The 22,153-nt window shown below is 57.4% G+C and carries 22 protein-coding genes and 1 tRNA gene; 14 read left to right on the forward strand and 9 right to left on the reverse strand.

Annotated features, from left to right (window positions below; translation table 11 throughout):
* Positions 1–351: 351 nt before the first annotated feature.
* From AKU79_RS07340 to AKU79_RS07370, 7 genes are all read left to right on the forward strand, one after another.
* Complete coding sequence (locus tag AKU79_RS07340) at positions 352–1,548, forward strand: tyrosine-type recombinase/integrase (RefSeq protein WP_050522938.1); 1,197 nt, start codon at positions 352–354, stop codon at positions 1,546–1,548.
* Positions 1,549–1,555: 7 nt separating this feature from the next.
* Complete coding sequence (locus tag AKU79_RS07345; protein WP_156209545.1) at positions 1,556–2,443, forward strand: hypothetical protein; 888 nt, start codon at positions 1,556–1,558, stop codon at positions 2,441–2,443.
* Positions 2,444–2,598: 155 nt separating this feature from the next.
* A complete protein-coding gene (locus AKU79_RS07350; protein ID WP_050522940.1) occupies positions 2,599–2,793 on the forward strand; it encodes a helix-turn-helix transcriptional regulator in 195 nt (64 codons plus the stop codon).
* A gap of 105 nt (positions 2,794–2,898) precedes the next feature.
* Positions 2,899–3,186 (forward strand): hypothetical protein, encoded by a 288-nt coding sequence (locus tag AKU79_RS07355; RefSeq protein ID WP_050522941.1) that lies wholly within the window; start codon positions 2,899–2,901, stop codon positions 3,184–3,186.
* Between the two features lie 94 nt (positions 3,187–3,280).
* Positions 3,281–4,144, forward strand: coding sequence for a toprim domain-containing protein (locus AKU79_RS07360; protein WP_050522942.1), 864 nt, complete (start codon positions 3,281–3,283; stop codon positions 4,142–4,144).
* Positions 4,141–5,622 carry a DUF3631 domain-containing protein gene (locus AKU79_RS07365; protein WP_050522943.1) on the forward strand — a complete coding sequence of 494 codons (1,482 nt, stop codon included), beginning with the start codon at positions 4,141–4,143 and terminating at the stop codon, positions 5,620–5,622. The genes AKU79_RS07360 and AKU79_RS07365 overlap by 4 nt, the downstream gene beginning before the upstream one ends.
* On the forward strand, positions 5,622–5,999 hold the full coding sequence (locus AKU79_RS07370; RefSeq protein ID WP_050522944.1) for a TubC N-terminal docking domain-related protein: 378 nt from the start codon (positions 5,622–5,624) through the stop codon (positions 5,997–5,999). Before AKU79_RS07365 ends, AKU79_RS07370 begins: the two co-directional genes overlap by 1 nt.
* A gap of 198 nt (positions 6,000–6,197) precedes the next feature.
* On the opposite strand, the gene AKU79_RS19220 is transcribed toward AKU79_RS07370, so the two are convergent.
* The gene (locus tag AKU79_RS19220) at positions 6,198–6,365 is read right to left on the reverse strand and encodes a hypothetical protein (protein WP_156209547.1); all 168 of its coding nucleotides are present in this window, start codon (positions 6,363–6,365) and stop codon (positions 6,198–6,200) included.
* A 120-nt stretch (positions 6,366–6,485) separates the two neighbouring features.
* Here AKU79_RS19220 and AKU79_RS18915 point away from each other — a divergent pair, with 120 nt between their 5' ends.
* The 3 genes from AKU79_RS18915 to AKU79_RS07390 all read left to right on the forward strand — a co-directional run bounded on the left by AKU79_RS18915 (position 6,486) and on the right by AKU79_RS07390 (position 8,584).
* Positions 6,486–7,001: a helix-turn-helix domain-containing protein gene (locus tag AKU79_RS18915; protein WP_082223960.1), complete on the forward strand. Its 516-nt coding sequence runs from the start codon at positions 6,486–6,488 to the stop codon at positions 6,999–7,001.
* A 354-nt stretch (positions 7,002–7,355) separates the two neighbouring features.
* Positions 7,356–7,853, forward strand: a complete 498-nt coding sequence (locus AKU79_RS07385) for a hypothetical protein (RefSeq protein WP_156209549.1) — start codon at positions 7,356–7,358, stop codon at positions 7,851–7,853.
* Positions 7,850–8,584, forward strand: a complete 735-nt coding sequence (locus tag AKU79_RS07390; protein WP_050522947.1) for a hypothetical protein — start codon at positions 7,850–7,852, stop codon at positions 8,582–8,584. The genes AKU79_RS07385 and AKU79_RS07390 overlap by 4 nt, the downstream gene beginning before the upstream one ends.
* Before the next feature lie 302 nt (positions 8,585–8,886).
* Here AKU79_RS07390 and AKU79_RS07395 read toward each other — a convergent pair.
* From AKU79_RS07395 to aspS, 6 genes are all read right to left on the reverse strand, one after another.
* Positions 8,887–8,962: transfer RNA gene (locus tag AKU79_RS07395), tRNA-Phe, on the reverse strand.
* Between the two features lie 75 nt (positions 8,963–9,037).
* The gene (locus AKU79_RS07400) at positions 9,038–9,211 is read right to left on the reverse strand and encodes a DNA gyrase inhibitor YacG (protein ID WP_050522948.1); all 174 of its coding nucleotides are present in this window, start codon (positions 9,209–9,211) and stop codon (positions 9,038–9,040) included.
* The gene (locus AKU79_RS07405; RefSeq protein ID WP_050522949.1) at positions 9,208–10,266 is read right to left on the reverse strand and encodes a ribonuclease E/G; all 1,059 of its coding nucleotides are present in this window, start codon (positions 10,264–10,266) and stop codon (positions 9,208–9,210) included. The genes AKU79_RS07400 and AKU79_RS07405 overlap by 4 nt, the downstream gene beginning before the upstream one ends.
* Positions 10,263–10,841 carry a Maf family protein gene (locus AKU79_RS07410; RefSeq protein WP_050522950.1) on the reverse strand — a complete coding sequence of 193 codons (579 nt, stop codon included), beginning with the start codon at positions 10,839–10,841 and terminating at the stop codon, positions 10,263–10,265. Before AKU79_RS07410 ends, AKU79_RS07405 begins: the two co-directional genes overlap by 4 nt.
* Positions 10,842–10,845: 4 nt before the next feature.
* The gene (gene infA / locus AKU79_RS07415; RefSeq protein ID WP_050523081.1) at positions 10,846–11,064 is read right to left on the reverse strand and encodes a translation initiation factor IF-1; all 219 of its coding nucleotides are present in this window, start codon (positions 11,062–11,064) and stop codon (positions 10,846–10,848) included.
* Positions 11,065–11,193: 129 nt separating this feature from the next.
* Positions 11,194–13,167: an aspartate--tRNA ligase gene (aspS, locus tag AKU79_RS07420; protein ID WP_050523082.1), complete on the reverse strand. Its 1,974-nt coding sequence runs from the start codon at positions 13,165–13,167 to the stop codon at positions 11,194–11,196.
* Positions 13,168–13,385: 218 nt separating this feature from the next.
* On the opposite strand from aspS, the gene AKU79_RS07425 reads away from it, so the two are divergent.
* Positions 13,386–13,769, forward strand: a complete 384-nt coding sequence (locus AKU79_RS07425; RefSeq protein WP_082223970.1) for a DUF3147 family protein — start codon at positions 13,386–13,388, stop codon at positions 13,767–13,769.
* A gap of 90 nt (positions 13,770–13,859) precedes the next feature.
* Positions 13,860–17,189 carry a carbamoyl-phosphate synthase large subunit gene (carB, locus tag AKU79_RS07430; RefSeq protein WP_050522951.1) on the forward strand — a complete coding sequence of 1,110 codons (3,330 nt, stop codon included), beginning with the start codon at positions 13,860–13,862 and terminating at the stop codon, positions 17,187–17,189.
* 278 nt (positions 17,190–17,467) lie between these two features.
* On the opposite strand, the gene AKU79_RS07435 is transcribed toward carB, so the two are convergent.
* A complete protein-coding gene (locus AKU79_RS07435) occupies positions 17,468–18,745 on the reverse strand; it encodes a flavin-containing monooxygenase (protein WP_050522952.1) in 1,278 nt (425 codons plus the stop codon).
* A gap of 500 nt (positions 18,746–19,245) precedes the next feature.
* On the opposite strand from AKU79_RS07435, the gene AKU79_RS07440 reads away from it, so the two are divergent.
* The gene (locus AKU79_RS07440; RefSeq protein ID WP_050522953.1) at positions 19,246–20,586 is read left to right on the forward strand and encodes a DEAD/DEAH box helicase; all 1,341 of its coding nucleotides are present in this window, start codon (positions 19,246–19,248) and stop codon (positions 20,584–20,586) included.
* Positions 20,587–20,628: 42 nt separating this feature from the next.
* On the opposite strand, the gene AKU79_RS07445 is transcribed toward AKU79_RS07440, so the two are convergent.
* The gene (locus tag AKU79_RS07445; protein WP_050522954.1) at positions 20,629–21,081 is read right to left on the reverse strand and encodes a hypothetical protein; all 453 of its coding nucleotides are present in this window, start codon (positions 21,079–21,081) and stop codon (positions 20,629–20,631) included.
* 401 nt (positions 21,082–21,482) lie between these two features.
* On the opposite strand from AKU79_RS07445, the gene AKU79_RS07450 reads away from it, so the two are divergent.
* Positions 21,483–22,061, forward strand: a complete 579-nt coding sequence (locus AKU79_RS07450) for a thymidine kinase (protein WP_050522955.1) — start codon at positions 21,483–21,485, stop codon at positions 22,059–22,061.
* Positions 22,062–22,153: the final 92 nt, after the last annotated feature.

A 22,153-nucleotide genomic window follows, 5' to 3' on the forward strand; every position in this document is an offset into this window, starting at 1 on the left:
TCCGCAGCCGAGGGAAATTTGATGGAGCCTGTATTTTATTTATATTTCAGTGCGTTAACCGAAAAATGCAGTGAAAGCCCGTAAAGGTTGGGGAAAATATTTGGCTTGAAGTCCGAAAGCGACAAAAATCGCCAATCTGAGGAAAGCCGCAACCGATTGATTTTAGTTGAAAAGTGGTGCCCGAAGACGGCATTGAATCACCATATTTTTACCTACCACTAGGTATCAATCAAAGCGCAGAAATATCGAAAATGCCGTAAATCCCTTGTTTACATACCTTAATCGCTATCAGCCACTTTTAATCACCCTCAGGCCATGCTAAATATAGGGGTGGATACAAAGGGGGATAGAATGACCCGTGCATTGAACAAGCTGACCGCCGTAGAAGTGAAATCGAAAGCCCCCGGCAAGTATTCCGATGGTGGCGGGCTTTGGTTGCACAAGCGCGAGGATGGCGGCGGGCAATGGGTGTTGCGCGTGACCATCCACGGCAGGCGGCGGGAAATGGGCTTGGGTGGTATTTCCGAGATTAGCTTGAAGGATGCGCGCACCAAAGCCGAGCAATGGCGCAACACCGCCCGCAATGGCGTGGACCCGATTAAAGAGCGTGAACGCCTGCGCCGTGTTGCCGCCCGCAATATGCACCTGCTCAAAGACATTGCCGAGGATGCCTTTGAAAGCCGCAAGGCCGAATTGAAGGGTGACGGGCTGGCAGGCCGATGGTTTAGCCCGCTTGCGCTGCACATTCTGCCCAAGCTGGGCAAGGTGCCCGTTGCTGAAATTGACCAGACCGATATTCGCGACTGCCTTGCGCCAATCTGGCACAGCAAAGCCGAAACCGCCCGAAAGGCTATGAACCGTCTGGGCATATGCCTCAAACATGGCGCTGCGCTGGGCTTGGATGTGGATTTACAGGCGACCGAAAAGGCAAAGGCACTGCTTGGGCGGCAACGGCATAAAGCGCAGAACGTGCCCGCCCTGCCATGGCAAGAGGTGCCCGCATTCTATGACAGCTTGAACGAGGGCACGATAACGCATCTTGCCTTGCGCTTACTGATTCTAACGGGCGTTCGCTCTGCCCCTTTGCGGTTTATGCGCGAGGAACAGATCGAAGGCGATATTTGGACTATCCCCGGCGAAGCTATGAAGGGCAGAAAAGATACTACGGCAGATTTTCGGGTGCCGTTGTCAGTTGAAGCGCAGGAAGTGATAGCGCAGGCCCAGCGCCTTGCCCGTGATGGCTGTATGTTCCCAAGCGTTCGCAAGGGTGTAATTTCAGACGCCACTATGTCGCGGTTGATGGAACGCGCCCAGATGGAAGCTCGCCCGCATGGCTTTCGTTCTAGCTTGCGCGATTGGATAGCAGAAACCACTGACACGCCGCATGAAGTCGCAGAAACCTGTCTGGGCCATATGGTGGGCGGTTCGGTAGAGCGCGCTTATCGCCGCACTGATTTTCTTGAACAGCGGCGGGCATTGATGGCACGTTGGGCAAAGCATGTGACAGGCCAGAATGGGCAGATTTTGCAGATGGTGAAGGGGAAATAGTGTGGGCTTGAGCAAGATGGATTATTGGCGCTTAGCAGATGAGTTGTCGGTTATCGACGCCGCAATTCTGATTACAGGAAACGACCCTTCTGAGCGCATAGATATTTATGACGATAACGGTACGGCTGTGCGCGATGAAAACGGCGCTTGGCGAACAGTACAACGGCGCGATTATGAAGGCTTTGACGCGGTTTTTAAGGCCCTTAGGTTTGCCATTCTATCGGACAAACTCAAGGCTACCATCGGCCTGCGTGCGCGCGATACCCTAATTTTCGCTGACCACTACTATATTGATGGAGAGCGAAGGCATGTTAGCTCTGTCGTGGATGCGGACGGTGATGAGGTGTGCGTGCCGTTCGATACACTTATTCGCACCATGGGGTTCAAAGCGTCAATATTTACCAATCGCCAATTTTCCACCATTGAAAATGCGGCAACTTTGTATGTCCTCAAAGAACCGGCCTGGAGCGAAACCACAATTCAAGTTGAGGACCTAAAAGCTTGGTTAAATACGAAAGGCTTGGCCCCAACATTCTTTTTTCCTCAGGGTAAGCCTGAAGGATTTAGAGACAAGAACCATCCCCGCTATTCTGCAAAGCTAGCTTGCGCTGTTGCGGCATGGGAAGCGATTAAGTCCGCCAAGCCAAATACGAGTGTTAAAGCTACAGTTGAAGAATGGGTAACTGCCAATTCGGTGCTTTTCGGGATGGTAGGCAAGGACGGATTGCCAACAAAAAAGGCAATTGAAGAGGTTGCCGTTGTAGTGAATTGGAATACTACTGGTGGGGCAGTGGCGACCTATACAGAGGCTGAGACATCGCCAAGGGAAAGCACTGAAACTATAAAGAATTTTTCGCCCCCTTATCCCTCAATGGAAGAGGATTTCCCATTCTAATTGCATTGCTTTGAGCCGATTTATTAGCGTTTCGGGGGTGATGGCGCATTGGAATTGTAGCAACTTAACGTCATGTTTTCTTAACTTGTCTAACTATTCGAATTGATGCGGCAACCTCAATATTACCTCATATCAAACGCATATGAGGCACCTAAATGAATATCACCGACCCTCTATTGACCGCCCGCGAGGGCGCAGCGGAACTGCAAATCAGCGAGCCGACATTCTGGCGCTGGGTAAAGCAAGGCATTGTGCCTAAAGCCGTAAAGCTGGGCGGGATGAGCCGATGGCCCCGCTCTGAAGTTTTGGCCGTAATCGAGCAGGCTAAAGCCCAACGCACCCCCGCATAACGAAACCGCCACCCTGTGCAGGCGGCGGCATGTTCTGGCTGCGGTATTTGGATACCGTAAGGATAGCACCACCTTGCCTGAGGCATCAATAGCCGAGGTAATGAAATGAGCAAACAAGACCGCTGGTTTTCCAGCCCGACACAGGTTTTCTGGGCGTGTAAGGCACTTATTGAAGGCCGCACCATTTCTCACAAAACCGAAATCCGAGAAGCTAAGGGCTGGCGCTTGGCCGCAATCGTGGAGAACCTTCGCAGGAAATACGATTGGCCGATTATCGCAGAATATCGCGGGCCAGAAAACACCGCCCATTACCGATTGGCACAAGGCACCGACATCGCCGCTTTGACCTATCCACCCTCAGCCAAGGCGCTTGCCGATGGGGAGGCGCTATGAGTGCGCTACGCCTTGCCCGCCTTCGCCGCCTCTATGGCGTTAATGGCCCTATGGCCGCATTGCTTGCCCAGCTCGCCTATGGGGAGGGCCGCAAATGAGTGACGCACAAACCCTTACCCAGACTCTAGGCGGGCAATGGCGGGGCCAAACTGGCCTTGCCCCGTGCCCGGTTTGCCAAGCCGAGCGCCGCCGTGACCAAAGGGGGCTTTCCATTCGGGCCGAGGGCGGTACGCTATTGGCGTTTTGCCACAAGAGCGGGTGCGACTTTCGGGACATTGTGAAGGCTGCGGGCTTGCCCCGCGATGGCTTGCGCCTTGACCCCGTAGTGGCACGGGATGCCGATGCCCAGCGCGATGTCTATGCGCAGGCGCAACTTGCCAAAGCGCGGCGTCTCTGGACCGCCTGCAAGCCCCTTTTGGGCACCAAGGGCGAGGTATACTTGCGCGGGCGGGGCATTACCTGCCCGTTGCCGCCGTCCCTCGGCTGGGCAGTAGATGCCTTTCACGGGCCAAGCGCGCGGTATCTTTCCGCAATGGTGGGTGACGTTTCAACAGGCGGCATACATCGCACCTATTTTGAAAAGGCGGGGGAGCGTCTCAGCCGTAACGCCAAGATGATGCAAGGCCCGTGCGGGGGCGGCGCGGTGGCCTTGTCAGAGTCGCAAGGGCCGCTTGTGGTGTGTGAAGGCATAGAGACGGGCCTGAGCCTTCTCAGTGGCCTTCTAAGCCGCCCCGTGACCGTTTGGGCTGCGCTATCTACCTCAGGGATTAAGGCGCTGGAATTGCCGCAAGCTGTCGGGCGTCTCACGATTGCCGCCGATGGTGACGCGCCGGGGAAAGAGGCCGCAACGGTCTTGGCAACCCGTGCAACGGCGCTGGGCTGGAAAGTGTCCCTACTGCCCGCCCCAGATGGCCGAGATTGGAATGATATTCTCAGAATGAAAGGCGGCGCTGTATGACTGTTGCCCAAACGATTGAAGCCGTAGCGGATATAGCAAACGATACGCTTAGCCCTGCCGAGGTGCCGTTCAATCTTTCCCAGATAGAGGCCAAGGTTTCGGAACTGGCAAAGCTAAAGCCCCTTGATTATGAAGTTGCCCGCGAGGCTGAGGCCAAGGCGCTAGGTATTCGGGTTTCGGTTCTGGATAAGCAAGTGCAAGCCCAGCGCCCCAAAGACCAAGAGGACGAAGCCCTAGACCCGTTTGAGGCCGTGACGCCTTGGGGCGATGATGTGAACGGCGCGGCATTGCTTTCGGATATTCACGCGGCAATCTTGCGGTTTTGCGTGTTGCCTGAGCATAGCGCGCCCTTGATGGCGGTTTGGGTGTTGCACGCTTGGGCGCATGAGGCGGCGGATATATCGCCCGTCCTGGCCTTTGTATCCCCTGAAAAGCGATGCGGCAAAACCACGGCACTTTCCATCATTGGCGCGCTGGTGCCTAAGGCGATGCACAACGTCAATATCACCACCTCAGTCTTGTTCCGCGTGATCGAAATTCACGCCCCGACCGTGCTGATTGATGAGGCCGATACTTATCTGGGCGACAATGACGAATTGCGCGGCATTTTGAACGGCGGGCACAATCGCCTAAGCGCCTATGTGTGGCGTTCCGTGGGTGACGACCATGAGCCGCGCCGCTTCAAGGTTTGGGCACCCAAGTGCATTGCCATGATTGGCAAGCTGCCCGACACCCTAGAGGATAGGGCGCTGGTGGTGCCCTTGCGCCGCAAGCAATCGGGCGAGGTGGTGGAGCGGTTTCGGGCCGATAGGCTGAACGAGTTTTTACCGTTGCGCCGCATGGCCGCGCGCTGGGCGGCGGATAGCGCATTGCGCTTGGCTGGTTTGGATCCCATTGTGCCGAGTGAATTGAATGACCGGGCGCAAGATAACGCCCGCGCGATTTGCGCGATTGCTGACTTGGCGGGCGGTGAGTGGCCCAAGCTTATCAGGGCGTCTCTTGTAGGTATCGCCGCCCAACCCGATGATGAACCGCAATCGGCGGGCGTGTTACTGTTGCGGGATATGGCCGAGATATTCCAGACGCGGCGGGGCGAACGTCTTGGCAGTAGCGACCTGATAGAAGCCCTTTGCGGGTTAGAAGAAAGCCCTTGGGCTGAATGGCGCGGTGGCAGGCCTGTATCGACACGGGGCATCGCGAAACTGTTAAAGCCGTTTGGTGTGTCACCTGCACAAGACCGTCATGGCAGCTTTTACCGCTATCCCGATTTTACAGATGCCTTTGATAGGTATCTTTCAAACCCCCTCCAAAATACTGCCACAAGCGCCACAAGTGCCACGCCCCGACTAAGTGCCACGGAAAAGACTAATCAAATCAGCGCCTATGGCACTTGTGGCGGTAGTGGCACTTATTCCGAGGCTGGTGAAGAGAACTGCCACCAAGCCGCAAGTGCCACAGCTTATGAGGGGGAAACCTAATGGGCGCGGTTGATTTGGTGCAGGCGCTTATTGCCGAGGGAGTAGAGTTTGCCACCGATGGGGAGCGCATTCGGTGGCGCAATTCCGAGGGCCGAATGACGCCGGAAACAGTGGCGCAAATCGCGGCGGCAAAGCCTGAGGTCATAGACTTTCTGACCCGCAAGCCCCGCCCAGCGCCGCCCCTAACAGGTGAGCAACCCGACTCCGAAACCTATCTGGCATTCCTGCGCAGCAATGGCCCCGCAACCTATGGCGCAGCGGCGGCTTCTTTGGGATGGGGTGCTACGCGGGCTTGGCAGGCTGAGGCGCGGCTAAGGGCAACGGGGCAGGCTGCGATTGATAAGAGTGGGAAGGCCGTAGCCCTTACCAATGGCTGAGGCCAAAGAAAGGGCATGACCATGCGCGACAAGTCAGCCCAGCGCCTTGCCCGAAAGCAACGCCTTAACCCGTCTATGGCCCTAGATTTAATCAAAGAGGTTTGCCCGATGCCCGCCCCTGACCCTTTCGGCATTTCCTACGAAGAAACCGCAGACGGACGCCCCCGCGTGCTGGCAGAGGTTTGGCCGTCCTCTGGTTTATTTGCGGGCAATCCCCGGCACCGCAGCGCCCGCGCCAAGCGCATTTTGCGCAATCTGAATTGGGGTGGCTGGTGTTGCCTTGAGTGTGGCGACCATGTTCCGCTCTATCGCCGCGCCGATGCGGTCTATTGCCGGGAAGCTTGCCGCAAGAAAGCCGCGCGCCACAGGAAGGCGGGGGGAAGCTGAAAGGCTGGTTGCAAGGTTTCGGGGACCGGAAGGGGAAGCATTTTGCGCGCATTCACAATTCAGAGGTTTTGATATTAGGCGTAGGCGGAAAGGGGACGAATGGAAAAGCGAAGTTTGACCGGGGCCGAATTACGGGCCGCGCGCAAGGCGGCGGGTTTGACGCAAGCCGCAATGGCCGCGCGGGTTGGCGTGTCGCGCGATACCGTCCAATATTGGGAAGCCAAGCCCGTGATATGCCGATGGGGCGCGGGCAAGCGCATGGTCGAGGATTTGGGTTTTGCGGGTTTATCGCGCAATAATGCGCGCGCGCGGGGATGGGGTATTAGCTGGCAAGAGCAAGAGGACGCCAGAATAGAGGCGCAGCTCGCCGTCCTGCGCGCTGCTACCAATGCCCGCGAAGCCCAGCGCCTTGCGTGCCTTCGTGTGTCATGCGGGGCCAAGACACGCAAAGGGACGCCCTGTCGAAACAAGAGCGAATCGGGCAAGCGCCGCTGCAAGTTTCATGGTGGGCTTTCCACTGGGCCAAAGACGCAAGAGGGCCGCGACCGCATAGCTGAGGCGCAAAGACTGCGCTGGGCGCGTGTTAAGGAATGGCCGTTTGATAACGGGCAATAGCGGGGACGCAAGTGTTGAGAAATGTTGAATCCATGGCGTGGAAAACCTGACAAAACCTTACATTTCCAAGATGCAAAAGTGCCGCGCCGACTTACGTTTAATCAATCCGAGGGGGGCTGTGGAAACTCTGGCAAGGCGTTGCTTAAGTACCGATGGTCTAGCCCGCGGCCACTGTTAATACAGTTTTTCTACTGTGCAGAAGAGTTGATTTTTGTCGAAGCTGCCTTCTTCGCGAAAGTTGAAAAACAACTAAGAAAATCAAAACTGGAAGCGCTTTCGGCATGTTCGCTTGCAAGGTTGCCGAATCGGATTGCTATATGTGACGCTTTGGAATGTTAATTCAGTGCAGGCATCATGAAATTTGACCCCCAACTCGCAAGCTCTTTGGTAGCTGCACCGAAATCATTTTTGCTCGGAACATGGCTGCCATGCCCCGGCGGCAATGGGCTGGCTGTCGGTATGCATTCTGAAATGCAACCAGTAGACCGCATCGAGAGCAAAATCTATATCTCAAACGGATCCAACAATAAGGCATCTTTCTGTGTATTAATGAGGGTGCTTGGCTATAAGCAGCGCTGGCGGATTTATGCCCTAGATTGGAACCCTACTTCGCCCCATATGAACCCGATCAAGCTGGGGAGTGAGTTTAGTGGTAAAATGTTTGGACCGGGCGAGACTCACGAACATCACTTCACCAACCGTGCTTCAGATGAGAACCCGGACGGCTTTGCAGTCCCTATTACTGAGAGACTGCCTGACTATCACAGTGCTTTGTCATTTTTCTGTGCTAGAATGAACGTTGCCAGACCACCACATCTGCAAGAGCCACCAGAACAAGGAACTCTGTTGTGACCAGCACTATGAATGCAGCGTTAGATGATGCCCTGCGGGGTATTTCATTCGCATGGCAGGATGGTGATCGCCACTATGCAGTCCTTCCTGTGCAGTATCCGAGCGGCGCTCTTTGCACTTTGGAAATCAATTTGGGCCGTGACGTTGCCCACATATCAGACATGGCAGCAGGACATAAAGAATCCTCAACACTATGTGAAGATACAGCATTCGGAAAAATTGCTCATGCCGAGGCCAAGAAGCGAGGCTTGATCTTCAAAGATGGCACATTTTTGGTACGGGAAGTGGATCGCGGTATGTTGCCAGCAGCACTTGTTGCAATTGCGAATGCTTCGGTTTCGGCAGCGCACGCCGCTATCCGACATGATAGCGAGAGGCGTGAAGAGGCACGCAACGATGCTATCTTCGACAAAGTTAGCAGAGCCTTCCCAAATGCACATGTTCACCGGACGTTAGAGGTTTCAGGCAGTCGAGCGCAGTGGGGCGTCCACAATGTCGTTGACTTAAGAGACAACCGGAAGGCCATTTTTGAACCTGTCTCAATGCACGTTATTTCTGTTTCAGCAAAGTTTACGATGTTCTCAGATTTAGCGCCCCGCCGGGAGTTAGCGCTGAATGCCGTTTTTGCGGATACAAAGCACCTAGACCCGAAGGCACAGATGCTAAGCGAAGTTGCCAACATCATCGGCATTGATGATGCGATGGAATCCTATCGCCAACGGGCATCTTAACAGGACTCAGGCCCCAACTATCCTAGACGCCTTGGATTCACGGGAGAGGGGCTGACGCAAGTGATGCGAAGGTAGTGGTGGCCGTCGATGCCCCGACAAAATGCTGATGACTTCACATTGCTCTATCGCGATTACTTCGAAAGAAGTTGCAAGTTGAGTTGCGCCGCCAAAAAAATGCAAGTTGAGCGGGTATAGTGTGGCCGAGAAGGCGACCAGCGCGTCAACAGAGGTGGATAATTAGGGGGACAGGAAAAAGGTAAACACCACAACAGCTTGATATATTGGTATTTTTTATTGAAAAGTGGTGCCCGAAGACGGATTTGAACCGCCGACACACGGATTTTCAATCCGTTGCTCTACCAACTGAGCTATTCGGGCACGTGGGGCGGTATTAGGACAGAGGAAAGGGGCTGTCCAGAGGGATTTCGCAAAAAACTGCACACAAGGCGCGATTTACTGGCGGGGTGTTTGTGACGGGGGTTCAAAGTCGTCTTCTTGCTCGGTCACGGCGGCAGGAATGGCGTAAGAACCGCTTAGCCATTTGCCAAGATCGATGTCGGCGCAGCGGCGCGAGCAGAAGGGTTTGTATTTCGGGTCAGCCTCGCGGGTGCAGATCGAGCAGGTCATGCCGTGCCCTCCTGCGCTTCGGCCCCCAGAACATCGGCCAGTGCGAGGCGGTCGCGTTTGCGCACCAGTTCGTACAGGCCAAGCGTTGTCCACCCGACAAGGCTGGTTTCAGCCGATTCGCCTTTGAACGCGGCGCGCAGCACCTGATCGAGCACGGCACGGTCACGCTTTGGCATCGGGGCGAAATCAACTACGATCTGGCCGCCAAGCCCGCGCAGACGCAACTGGCGCGGCAGGTCGCGGGCTGCGGCGATATTGGCCTTTAGGCCTGCGGCGGGCGTGGTGTCGCCGCCGGTGTTCACATCCACCGCCAGCAGCGCGCGGGTGGGTTCGATCATCATATGGCCGGCGCCCTGCAGCTCTACCCGCGGGTCGAGTACGGCGTCGATCATCTCGAGCACGCCGAGGTCTTCGAATCCGCCGGTGATCACCTCATCGGGGGCGGGGTCGGCCCAGTCGCGCCATGCGGTTTCTTGCGCCCCTGCCCCTTCGACCAGCAGTTCCGGCCCGCCGTTGGTATCGGCCAGCACGGCCTCGGCCAGATCACGCATCGCGGCGATATCTTGGGCGATATCAAGCGCATCCACACCTTCGCAGGCCGATCGCAGGATAAGGCCAAGCGTTTCAGACGCGCCTTTCATGCCGTTTTCGGCCAAAGCCTCAAGCTCGGCGCGCACATCTTCGTCTTTGATCCGGCGCGAGATGTTGCGGCCCGGCGCACCCGGCGTGACAATCGCATAGCGGCTTTTGAACAAAAGGCGGGTGGTGACAGGCACAGCTTTGCCCGCCTCGGACGGGCCAGTGACCTGCACCAACAGGCGTGCACCGGGCGCGATGCCCGAGGTTTGGCGCAAAAAGCCGCTGCCTTGCGGCAGTTTCACAAAAACGCCGCCTTGGCCTTTCATCAAACGGTCGGCGACGCAGCGGTAAATGGCACCCGGCAATGCGTCATCGCCTTCGGGGTCAACCAACAGGTCTTGCAACTGGCCATCAACGATCAGCGCGGCGGCGGGCCGACCGTAGAGTTCATCCAGCACAACGATGCGGCCAATCATGGCTTTTCCTTCCAAACGGGATAGCCTGCGGTGGCAAGCATGGCAGCAGTTTCGGCCACGGGCAGGCCCATGATGCCCGTGAACGACCCCGAAATCCACGGGATGAACGCGCCTGCAAGCCCTTGGATACCATAGCCGCCTGCCTTGCCGTGCCAGTCATTGCTGGCAAGGTAGGTGTTCAGCTCTTCATCCGACAGGCGTTTCATTTTGACGGCAGAGACAGAATCACGGGTCCAAAGCCTGTCGCCACGGCGCAGCGCGACCGAGGTGATCACGCTATGCCTGCGGCCACCCAAGGCCAGCAGGAAGGCAGCAGCCTCACCCGCGTCGGCGGGTTTGCCAAGGATACGGCGGCCAAGGGCCACAGTGGTATCGGCGCAAAGCACGATGTCATCTGGCCCTGCCTGCACCGCCAATGCCTTTTCCCGCGCGATGCGGGCGCAATAGGGGCGCGGAAGCTCGGCCTTTAGGGGGTCTTCGTTGATGTCGGGCGGCAGAACAGCATCCGGCACCACACCAATCTGCGCCAAGAGTTCAAGCCTGCGCGGGCTGGCAGAGCCAAGGATAAGCCGCACGGGATTATTTAAAGCGATAGTTGATGCGGCCTTTGGACAGGTCATAAGGCGTCATTTCAACCTGAACCTTATCGCCTGCAAGCACGCGGATGCGGTTTTTGCGCATTTTGCCTGCCATCACAGCGATCAATTCGTGGCCGTTCTCAAGTTCGACCCTGAATGTCGCATTGGGCAAAAGTTCTTTTACGACACCGGGGAATTCGAGAATGTCTTCTTTGGCCATGGTCACTCCAATATATTTAAGCCCGCAAAAATGCAGGCTTTTGCGGGCATATGCGCCGAATGGGCCAGAATTTCAAGGGCAAATTGCGGTTTGGTGGCCCTATGCGGTGAAACATAGGGCCAAAACCGGTTAATCCTTGGGAATCACGCGCAGATGCAATTCGCGCAGCTGCTCGTTCATCGGTTCGGACGGGGCGTTCATCAGCAAATCTTCGGCGCGTTGGTTCATCGGGAACATGATAACCTCGCGGATGTTGGCCTCATCTGCCAGCAGCATCACGATACGGTCGATGCCTGCGGCACAGCCGCCGTGGGGCGGGGCGCCGTATTTGAACGCCTTGACCATGCCGCCGAAGCGCTTGTTCACCTCATCATTCGGGTAGCCTGCGATTTCAAAGGCTTTGTACATGATTTCGGGTTTATGGTTGCGGATACCGCCCGAGATCAGCTCGTACCCGTTGCAGGCAAGGTCATATTGATAGGCGTAAACGTCGAGCGGGTTGCCCTGCAACGCCTCCATCCCGCCTTGCGGCATCGAGAAGGGGTTGTGGCTGAAGTCGATTTTGCCTTCGTCGTCTTTTTCGAACATCGGGAAATCGACGATCCACGCAAAGCGGAACGTGTCGGTTTCGGACAGGCCCAACTCATTGCCAATCTCGTTACGGGCGCGGCCAGCAACGGCTTGGAAGGCTTCGGGTTTGCCGCCAAGGAAGAAAGCGGCGTCGCCTTCGCCCAAGTTCAGCTGCACACGGATTGCTTCGGTACGCTCTGGGCCGATGTTTTTGGCCAAGGGGCCTGCGGCTTCAAAATCGCCGAAGTAAGCGTTCTGCAAAAACTTCGCCTTTTCGATATCATTTTGCCCAACGGCTTCGACAATGCGTCCCATAACAAGCTGGAGTTCTTCTATCGACGGAGCAGCATGTTTTTCGAGAATCCCGTCAGTTGGCAGGCCTTTAACCGCCGCATTGACCAACTCAGAGATAGCTTCACGTGTCTTGTCTTTTGCAGCGGCTTCATCTCGCTTCCGCCAGAAAATATAGCCCATGCCCGGAAGGCCCTGCGCTTGGGCAAAGGCGTTCATGCGGTCGCAGAATTTGCGGCTGCCACCGGTGGGGGCGGGAATGGCGCGGACTTCGTTGCCCTCAGACTCCAGCAGTTTGGCGAAAATGGCGAAACCGGAACCGCGGAAATGCTCGGACACGTCCTGCATTTTGATCGGGTTGCGCAGGTCGGGTTTATCCGAGCCATACCATTTCAGCGCGTCGTTATAGGCGATCAGCGGCCAGTCGGTATCAACCTTTTTACCGCGCCCGAATTCCTCAAAGATACCCTGAACAACGGGTTGCACAGCGGCGAACACGTCTTCTTGTTTGACGAAAGACATTTCAATATCAAGCTGATAGAAGTCTGTGGGCGAGCGGTCGGCGCGGGGGTCTTCGTCGCGGAAGCAAGGTGCGATCTGGAAGTATTTGTCGAAGCCCGAGACCATGATCAGCTGTTTGAACTGCTGCGGGGCCTGTGGCAGGGCGTAGAATTTGCCGGGGTGCAGGCGGGATGGCACGAGGAAATCGCGCGCGCCTTCGGGGCTGCTGGCGGTGATGATCGGGGTTTGGAATTCGTTAAAGCCCTGGTCCCACATCCGGTTGCGGATAGAGCGCACCACATTCGAGCGCAGCATCATATTGGCGTGCAGCTTGTCGCGGCGCAGGTCGAGGAAGCGGTAGGTCAGGCGGGTTTCTTCGGGGTAGTCAACCTCGCCGAACACCGGCATTGGCAGCTCGTCCGAGGCACCCAGCACTTCCATGCTGCGGGCGTAGACCTCAATCTCGCCCGTTGGCAGTTTTGGGTTAACGAGGCTGGCATCGCGGGCCTTTACCGTGCCATCGATGCGGATCACCCATTCGGCGCGGACCTTTTCGAGGTCTTTGAACGCCGGGCTGTCGCTGTCGGCCAGCACTTGGGTGATGCCGTAATGGTCGCGCAAGTCGATGAACAGCACGCCGCCGTGATCTCGGACCCGATGCACCCAGCCGGAGAGGCGGATATCTTGCCCGACATTCGAGGCGTTAAGTTGGGCGCAAGTGTGACTGCGGTAGGCGTGCATCATCATCCCCTTTCAGAGGGCTCATATTCCGTTGGGCTTGATACACATCGCATGGGCGGTGAAGTCAAGTCTTTGTCGGGAGGGCGGTGTGGCAAGCGGCTGCCGCCCGCAGGGGCATCGAGCCCCTTTGGGCGGCTTTGGCGCAGGTTGCGGGCGGTGGGAGAGCTGTGGCGAAGGCCGCTTTGGCGGAAAGGGCGGATTTAGGTATTTTTGCCAAGATGAAGTGGATAGGGTTTGGCGGTGGGGCAAGCGGAGGGATTTGCGTGCTGTATCTTTTTATCAAAGCTGCGATTTCGGGTGTGTTGATTGCTGCGGCGTCAGAAGTGGCGCGACGCCATGCGGGGTTTGGGGCGTTGATTGCGTCTTTGCCCTTGGTGTCGGTGTTGGGCATGATCTGGTTGTGGCGCGATACGCATGACCCTGTGCGCTTGGCGGATCATGCGGCGGCGACCTTGTGGTATGTGATTCCATCGGTGCCGATGTTTGTGCTGATTCCGGTGTTGTTGCGCGCGGGTGTTGGCTTTTGGCCTGCCCTATTGGCGGGCTGCGGGCTGACGATTGTGCTTTACCTGATCACCATCTGGGCTATGGGCCGCGCCTGAGCCTATATGCCCCTTGCACCCCCGCGCGTGGCAGTTATAACCCACAAAATTTTGCGCAGATTGGGGGCGCAAACAAGCAGGAGATTGGCCATGCCGAAAAGAACCGACATCAAATCCATTATGATCATTGGTGCGGGGCCTATTGTCATTGGGCAGGCCTGCGAGTTTGACTATTCGGGCGCCCAAGCCTGTAAGGCGCTGCGCGAGGAAGGGTACCGTGTTATCCTTGTCAACTCGAACCCGGCGACGATTATGACCGACCCTGTGTTGGCCGATGCCACCTATATCGAGCCGATCACGCCCGAGGTTGTGGCCAAGATTATCGAGAAAGAGCGCCCCGATGCGTTGCTGCCGACGATGGGCGGGCAGACGGGGTTGAACACTGCGCTGGCGCTGGCCGATATGGGCGTGTTGGAAAAGTACAATGTCGAGCTGATCGGCGCCAAGCGTGCGGCCATTGAAATGGCAGAAGATCGCAAGTTGTTCCGTGAGGCGATGGACCGGATCGGGTTGGAAAACCCCAAGGCGACGATTATCGCCGCGCCGAAACTGGCCAATGGCAAGTATGACATCAAGGCCGGCGTGGCCGAGGCGATGGAAGCGATTGAATATGTGGGCCTGCCCGCGATCATTCGCCCTGCCTTTACACTGGGCGGTACGGGTGGCGGTGTGGCCTATAACCGCGACGACTATGAGGCGATCTGCCGGTCTGGCCTTGAGGCCAGCCCGATGGCGCAGATTCTGGTCGACGAGTCGCTGCTGGGTTGGAAAGAATATGAGATGGAGGTGGTGCGCGACACTGCCGACAACGCCATTATCATCTGCGCGATTGAGAACATCGACCCGATGGGCGTGCATACCGGCGATTCGATTACCGTGGCCCCTGCCCTGACCCTAACGGATAAAGAATACCAGATCATGCGCTCGGCCTCGATTGCCGTGCTGCGCGAGATTGGCGTGGAAACCGGCGGGTCAAACGTGCAATGGGCGGTGAACCCTGCCGATGGCCGGATGGTGGTGATCGAGATGAACCCGCGTGTGTCGCGCTCATCCGCGCTGGCATCGAAGGCGACGGGGTTCCCGATTGCCAAGGTCGCGGCGAAACTGGCTGTTGGCTATACGCTGGACGAGTTGGACAATGACATCACCAAGGTCACGCCTGCGTCGTTCGAGCCGTCGATCGATTATGTTGTCACCAAAATCCCGCGCTTTGCGTTTGAGAAATTCCCAGGGTCCGAGCCTTTGCTGACCACTGCGATGAAATCGGTGGGTGAGGTGATGGCGATTGGCCGTACCATCCACGAATCGATGCAAAAAGCACTGGCTAGCCTTGAAACCGGCCTGTCGGGCTTTGACGAAATCGAGATCCCCGGTGCGCCGGACCGTGCGGCGATTTTCAAGGCGCTTGGCCAGCAAACCCCCGACCGGTTGCGCGTGATTGCCCAAGCGATGCGCGAAGGGTTGAGCAATGACGACATTCAGGGCGCAACCGCCTTTGACCCGTGGTTTTTGGCGCGTATCCGCGAGATTATGGATGCCGAAGAGGCCATTCGCCATGACGGGCTGCCCACCAACCCCGAGGCGCTGCGCAAGCTAAAAATGCTGGGCTTTACCGATGCACGCCTTGCCACGCTGACCGGCCGGGATGAGGCGCAGGTGCGCCGCGCCCGCCGCAACCTTGGCGTCAATGCTGTGTTCAAGCGCATCGATACTTGTGCTGCCGAATTTGAGGCGCAGACGCCCTATATGTATTCCACCTACGAATCCCCCGTCATGGGTGATGTGGAATGCGAGGCACGGCCTTCGAATGCCAAAAAGGTGGTTATCCTTGGTGGTGGCCCGAACCGGATTGGCCAAGGGATCGAGTTTGATTACTGCTGCTGCCATGCCTGCTATGCGCTGACCGAAGCGGGCTATGAAACCATCATGATCAACTGCAACCCCGAGACGGTTTCGACCGACTATGACACCTCGGACCGGTTGTATTTTGAACCGCTGACGCTGGAACATGTGCTGGAAATTCTGCGGGTTGAGCAGGAAAACGGCACGCTGCATGGCGTGATCGTGCAGTTCGGCGGGCAGACGCCGCTAAAGCTGGCGAATGCGCTGCAAGATGAGGGCATTCCGATCCTTGGCACCACACCCGATGCGATTGACCTTGCCGAAGATCGTGAGCGTTTCCAACAGCTTTTGCACAAGCTTGGCCTGAAGCAACCGCATAATGGCACAGCGCGCAGCCGTGATGAGGCCTTTGCTGTGGCGGCCGAGGTGGGCTATCCGCTGGTTATCCGCCCGTCCTTTGTTCTGGGCGGCCGCGCGATGGAGATCATCCGCGATGATGCACAGCTTGAACGTTATATCCGTGAGGCGGTGCAGGTTTCGGGCAAGAACCCTGTGCTGTTGGATAGCTACCTGTCTGGCGCGATTGAGGTGGATGTCGATGCCCTGTCGGATGGCCAGAATGTCCATGTTGCGGGCATTATGGAGCATATTGAAGAGGCGGGTGTGCACTCGGGCGATAGCGCCTGTTCACTGCCGCCGCATTCGCTGTCACCTGCGATAATTGAGCAGTTGAAAGTGCAGACCGTGGCGATGGCGCGGGCGCTGAATGTTGTGGGCTTGATGAACGTACAATTCGCGCTGAAAGGCGATGATATTTATGTTCTCGAGGTCAACCCGCGGGCATCGCGCACGGTGCCATTCGTGGCCAAGGCGACCGATTCCGCCATTGCCTCGATTGCCGCGCGTCTGATGGCGGGTGAGCCGATGAGCAACTTCCCGATGCGCGCGCCCTATGCCGCCGATGCGGGGCCGGATACCGACCTGCCGCTGGCCGACCCGAACACCCTTGCCAACCCGATCACACCTTGGTTCAGCGTCAAAGAGGCGGTTCTGCCCTTTGCCCGCTTTCCCGGTGTTGACCCGCTGCTGGGGCCGGAAATGCGCTCGACCGGCGAGGTTATGGGCTGGGACCGCACCTTCCCGCTGGCGTTCCTTAAGGCGCAAATGGGTGCAGGCACACACCTGCCCGAGGAAGGCCGCGTGTTCCTGTCGATCAAGGATATGGACAAAACCGACGCCATGGCCGCCGCTGCGCGCGATTTGGTGGAAATGGGGTTCGAGATTGTGGCGACCAAGGGCACGGCGGTTTGGCTGGCCTCGGTCGGGGTTACTGCGACGCTGGTGAACAAGGTCTATGAAGGCCGCCCGAACATTGTGGACCGCTTGAAAAACAGTGACATCGCACTGGTGTTGAACACGACCGAAGGCACGCAATCGATCACCGACTCGCGCGATATCCGCCGCGTGGCCCTGATGGATAAAATCCCGTATTTCACCACCGCTGCGGGCTCGATTGCCGCTGTATCGGCGATGAAGGCACGGGAAGAGGGTATCGGGGTGCGGACGCTGCAGGGGTGATACCCTTTGAAGGTCGAGCGGCGCGAAACTTGGGCATTTCGTTCATAGAACAAACGCGCCGCAACTCGACTTTCTTTGCTTTGCGGGGCGGCTGGTGTAGCCATGTCGAAATGGTCAACACTTGAACGCAGATCGGTGATTTAACCCACCATTTTGACCAGACGCACCATAGGGGCATCGCTGCCAATGTCATTGGCAGCGGTCAAGGTTGGTTCGGGGTTAGTTTTGCTGTTGAGCTTTCAGATACGCGTACGGGCCGATTTATCCTGTACTTCAGGTCATTCTGCTGCGTCAGAGATGATGGCGGCCTCGCCGTCATACAGCAGATAGGACCGCTGGATGGCGATCTGATCGACGACGTGTTTGGCGTCATGCCACACCCCCCAGAGGAATGACGACCCGCGCCGCGACAGCCATGGCAGGCCGAGGAAATACACATCCGGCGCGACGCAAACACCGCGCTGATGGATTGGCGCGCCTTTTTCGTCAAACCCGTCAACCTTTAGCCAGCTGAAATCTTGCCGAAAGCCCGTCGCCCAGATGATGGTCGAAACGCCTTCCTTGGCAAGATCGAGGGCATGAATCGGGTGCTTCATGCTGTCAGGTTCGGGGAACATCTTGCGCGCGTCCGGGTCTGGCGGCAGGTCAAGCCCCATGCGCTCTGCATAGGCGTCGGCCATATCCAGAACTTGCAGGTAATCCGCATCGCCTGCCGCAACATTGGCGACCAGATCGTTTTCAAACGCCAACACGCCGTTGGCAAAGCTTTTGGTGCGGCCAACCAAGGTTACGCCCTCGCCGGCAAGGCGGCGAAAATCCATTGTGTGCCCACCGCGCGCGCCGCTTACGGCAATCGTCACATGCTCGGCCCCCGGTTTAGGGGCGGCAATATCCCACAGCCCCAGAACGCCCAGCCACCACACATTGTCCCGCCCCCGATAGCGGCGCGGCGGGCGGCCATGCGGGCCGACAGACAGAAACACCTTGCGGCCTGCGCGGTTCAGCTCTTCTGCGATTTGCGCGCCTGAAGATCCGGCGCCAACCACCATCACAGCCCCTTCGGGCAATTGCGCGGGGTTTTTGTAGTGAAACGAGTGGAGTTGATGCAGGCCTGCGGCTTCGGGCACGATCGGCGGAATAGCGGGGTGCTGGAATGCGCCCGTAGCAGCAATGATGCGGCGGGCCTGAATGTCACCCTTATTGGTTTTCACCAAGAAACAACCTTGCCCCTGCATTCGCTTGGCCTCGATCACCTCTACCCCCTCGCGGATTGGGGCGTTGATCTTGGCGGCATAATCGACCAGATATTGCGCAAAGCGGTCTTTGGAAACAAATTCATCCGGCGCGCAGCCTTTGAATTCCAGCCCCGGAAAGCGGTCATGCCACGCAGGCCCATTCGCAACCAGCCCATCCCAGCGGCCTGTGCGCCACGCCTCGGCAATACGGTTTTTTTCCAGCACCAGATGCGGCACGCCGGCACGGGTCAAATGCTCACTTGCGGCAATCCCCGCCTGCCCGCCGCCAATAACCAGCGTATCCGTTTTTTCGATGGGCATTGGGCATTCCTTTGTATGTATCGGGCAGCGTTGACGGCCTTAATTCAGGCCAGCGTTTGAACTAGCTTAGGCTAGGCGCGCTGAAAATTACGTTCTCTCTCAGCCTTGGTTAGTTTGCTCCTAAACCCTCGACTCAGGGCCTATGGATAGATTAGAGCCGCTTTGCCGGGGTGTTCAAGGTTGTTGACGTGGCGAATAAGAACTCTGGAGGCTGCGCCGTGTCGGGGCAGTTTTTGACTATGTTCTTGTGACGCAAAACCCCGCGCGCGCCGACCACCCCTTGACAAATCCGTCAAACTCCCCCATCTGCGCCTAATCCGAGTGCCCGTGCCGCGTGAGCATGTGAACGGCCCGGATGACAGGTTCCCACCGTCACGCAGGGGTTCCGCGGTGCCGACGGGGTGTTTGCAGGTGCAGGCATCCGAGGCGCGCGCCGCTTCCTCTTTGCCGCGATGATTGCGGCGCTAGGCGCGTGGTTTCACGGGCCGGAAAGACTATTTATGACGACGTTTGCTGATTTGGGCCTTTCGCCCAAGCTGATGGCTGGTTTGGACAAAGCCGGCTACACTGCCCCCACCCCTATTCAGGTGCAGGCCATTCCGCATATTATGAAGGGCCGTGATATCATGGGCCTTGCCCAGACCGGCACCGGCAAAACCGCCGCCTTTGGCCTGCCTTTGCTGCACCGTTTGCTGGATATCGGCCACCCGCCTGCACCGCGCACCGTGCGCAGCGTGATCTTGGCGCCGACCCGTGAACTGGTGTCCCAGATCTCGGACAACCTGACCAATTACACCAAAGGCACGCCTGTTAAAGTGGTGATGATCACTGGCGGCGCGTCGATTTTCCGCCAGTCGGAAAAGCTGGCACGTGGCGCCGATGTGGTGGTTGCGACCCCCGGCCGCCTGATCGACCTGTTGGACCGCAAGGCCCTGACGCTTGAGGCTTGTGGCTATCTGGTGCTGGACGAAGCCGACCAGATGCTTGACATGGGCTTTATCCATGCGCTGCGCAAAATCGCGCAATATATCCCGCTGAAACGCCAGACCATGCTGTTTTCGGCCACCATGCCAAAGCTGATCGAAGATCTGGCCGGTACGTATCTTCGCGATCCGGTCAAGGTGCAGGTGGCCCCCCCCGGCAAGCCGGTGGAACGTATTGAACAATCGGTGCATTTCACCCCGCAAGGCGATAAGGCCAAGCTGCTGGAAGGTTATTTGAAAGACCATGTGGGCGAGCAGGCGTTGGTCTTTGGCCGCACCAAGCATGGCTCGGAAAAGCTGATGAAGCTGTTGGTATCCTGGGGCTTTAAGGCCGGTTCGATTCACGGCAACAAAAGCCAGAACCAGCGTGACCGCACCCTGACCGAATTCCGCAATGGCGAGCTGGACGTGCTGGTGGCGACCGATGTGGCCGCGCGTGGCATTGATATTCCGGGCGTGCGCCATGTCTATAACTATGACCTGCCGAACGTGCCGGAAAACTATGTGCACCGCATTGGCCGGACGGCGCGCGCGGGTGCCGATGGGCGTGCCGTCGCATTCTGTGCGCCTGCCGAAATGGGCGAGTTGAAAGACATTGAAAAGCTGTTGAAAAACACCTTGCCGATTATCGGTGGCGCGCCTTGGGGCCTTGCCGATATCAAGGCCGCGCCGAAACCAGCGCAGCGCGGCGCACGCCCGCCGCGTGGGGGTGGTCAGGGCAAGCCGCGCTCGGCACAAGGTGGCAAGCCAAAGCCGCAGGGCAAGCCAATGCGCGGTGTTGAAGGTGGGCTGGGTTCGCCGAAAAAATCGGGGCCAAAGCGCGCCCCACGGCCACAGGGCCGCAGCAACGTAGCGTAATCACGCAAAAGGCTGGTGCGAATTGTCGCGCCAGCCGCCCTATTAATGCGCTTCTTCTTCGAGGTTCAGTTTCATTTCCAGCAAGACCTGCTGGATGGACAAGGTTTCGCGCAGCAGGCGTTTTGCCTCGTTGATCGAAATCCTGCCATCTGAAATGGCCAGATTATATTCGCCCATCAGCAGCGCAAACCGCTGCGACAATGCCACCACATCCGAGTTGATGCCCTGCGAGGTCGAATTGCGTTTGCTGCCATCATAGGCCATCGTAATGCCACGCAAATCGGCCAAGGCGCTGGTAACATGGGGAAAACTGGCTGCAGCCTCAAGCGCTGCGACAACATCGACCGGCATGAAGCGATCTGCATGTTCTTCGGCATCCGAATAATAGCGGCCCAGCGTAGCCTTGGATTTACCCGACAATTCGCAAGCCGCCTCGATCCCCACATCCTTTACCAAGGCTTCGGTGTGCTTTTTCAGGTAACTGTGGTATTTCATACTGTCACTTTCGGCTTTGGTCCCGGAACCATCTGGGGGAAATCGTTTTACCTTTTCCCATTAATCTGCCGTTAAGGATTTGTCATCTATGAATTCAGTTCCAGCATGTGCTGGGATGTTTCCGAGTAACCGGTGCCCCCAGCATCGGGGTGAGTGGGGCCCGTCGCATCTTTGCCTTGGTTATGGCCGACGAGCCCTCGTTCGTCGTGATGCGGCGGCCTATTCGTAAATGGTTTATGTAGTGTGTTAAAAGGTTCTGCGGGGTTGATAGAGGTGTGTGTTTGCCGCTGTGACCCCGCGTTTACCAACTCTTTTTAACCACGCCCAGACGGCAGGTTGATTTGGCATTTTGTCATCTAAATTCTGCTTTCCCCCAAGGCCGCGCAACGCTATCACACGGCATGGCCAAGCTTTACTTTCACTACTCTACAATGAATGCGGGGAAATCGACCTCGCTGTTGCAAGCCTCGCATAACTATCGCGAAGGCGGAATGAACACCTATTTGATCACGGCCCAGTTGGACCGGCGGGCGGGGCATGCGCGGATTTCCAGCCGTATCGGCATTGGTCAAGACGCCGATACTTTTGCTGCGGGCGATGATATTTACGCCAAGATCGCCGCGCGCAAGACCAAAGAGCCGGTGGCTTGTGTGTTCATTGATGAGGCACAGTTTCTGACCAAGGCCCAAGTTTGGCAATTGGCGCGGGCGGTGGATGATCTGGGCGTACCGATCATGTGCTATGGTTTGCGCGTTGATTTTCAGGGCAATCTTTTCCCCGGCTCTGCCGCCCTGCTGGCCTGGGCGGATGAAATGCGCGAGGTGCGCACGATTTGCCACTGCGGGAAAAAGGCGACGATGGTGGTGCGCAAAGGGCCGGATGGCACTGTGCTTAAAGACGGCGAGCAAGTGCAGATTGGCGGCAATGAAAGCTATCTTTCGCTGTGTCGCAGGCATTGGCGCCAAGCGGTTGGTGATTAAGAAACACAAGCGCCGTTTTACCTCTGGTCGGGTGGAAATCTGCGCGCGCCATCAAAGGCCGCGCATTTGACTTTACCGACTCATCCATAATC

The sequence above is a fragment of the Pseudorhodobacter wandonensis genome, assembly GCF_001202035.1.
GTDB lineage: Bacteria > Pseudomonadota > Alphaproteobacteria > Rhodobacterales > Rhodobacteraceae > Pseudorhodobacter > Pseudorhodobacter wandonensis.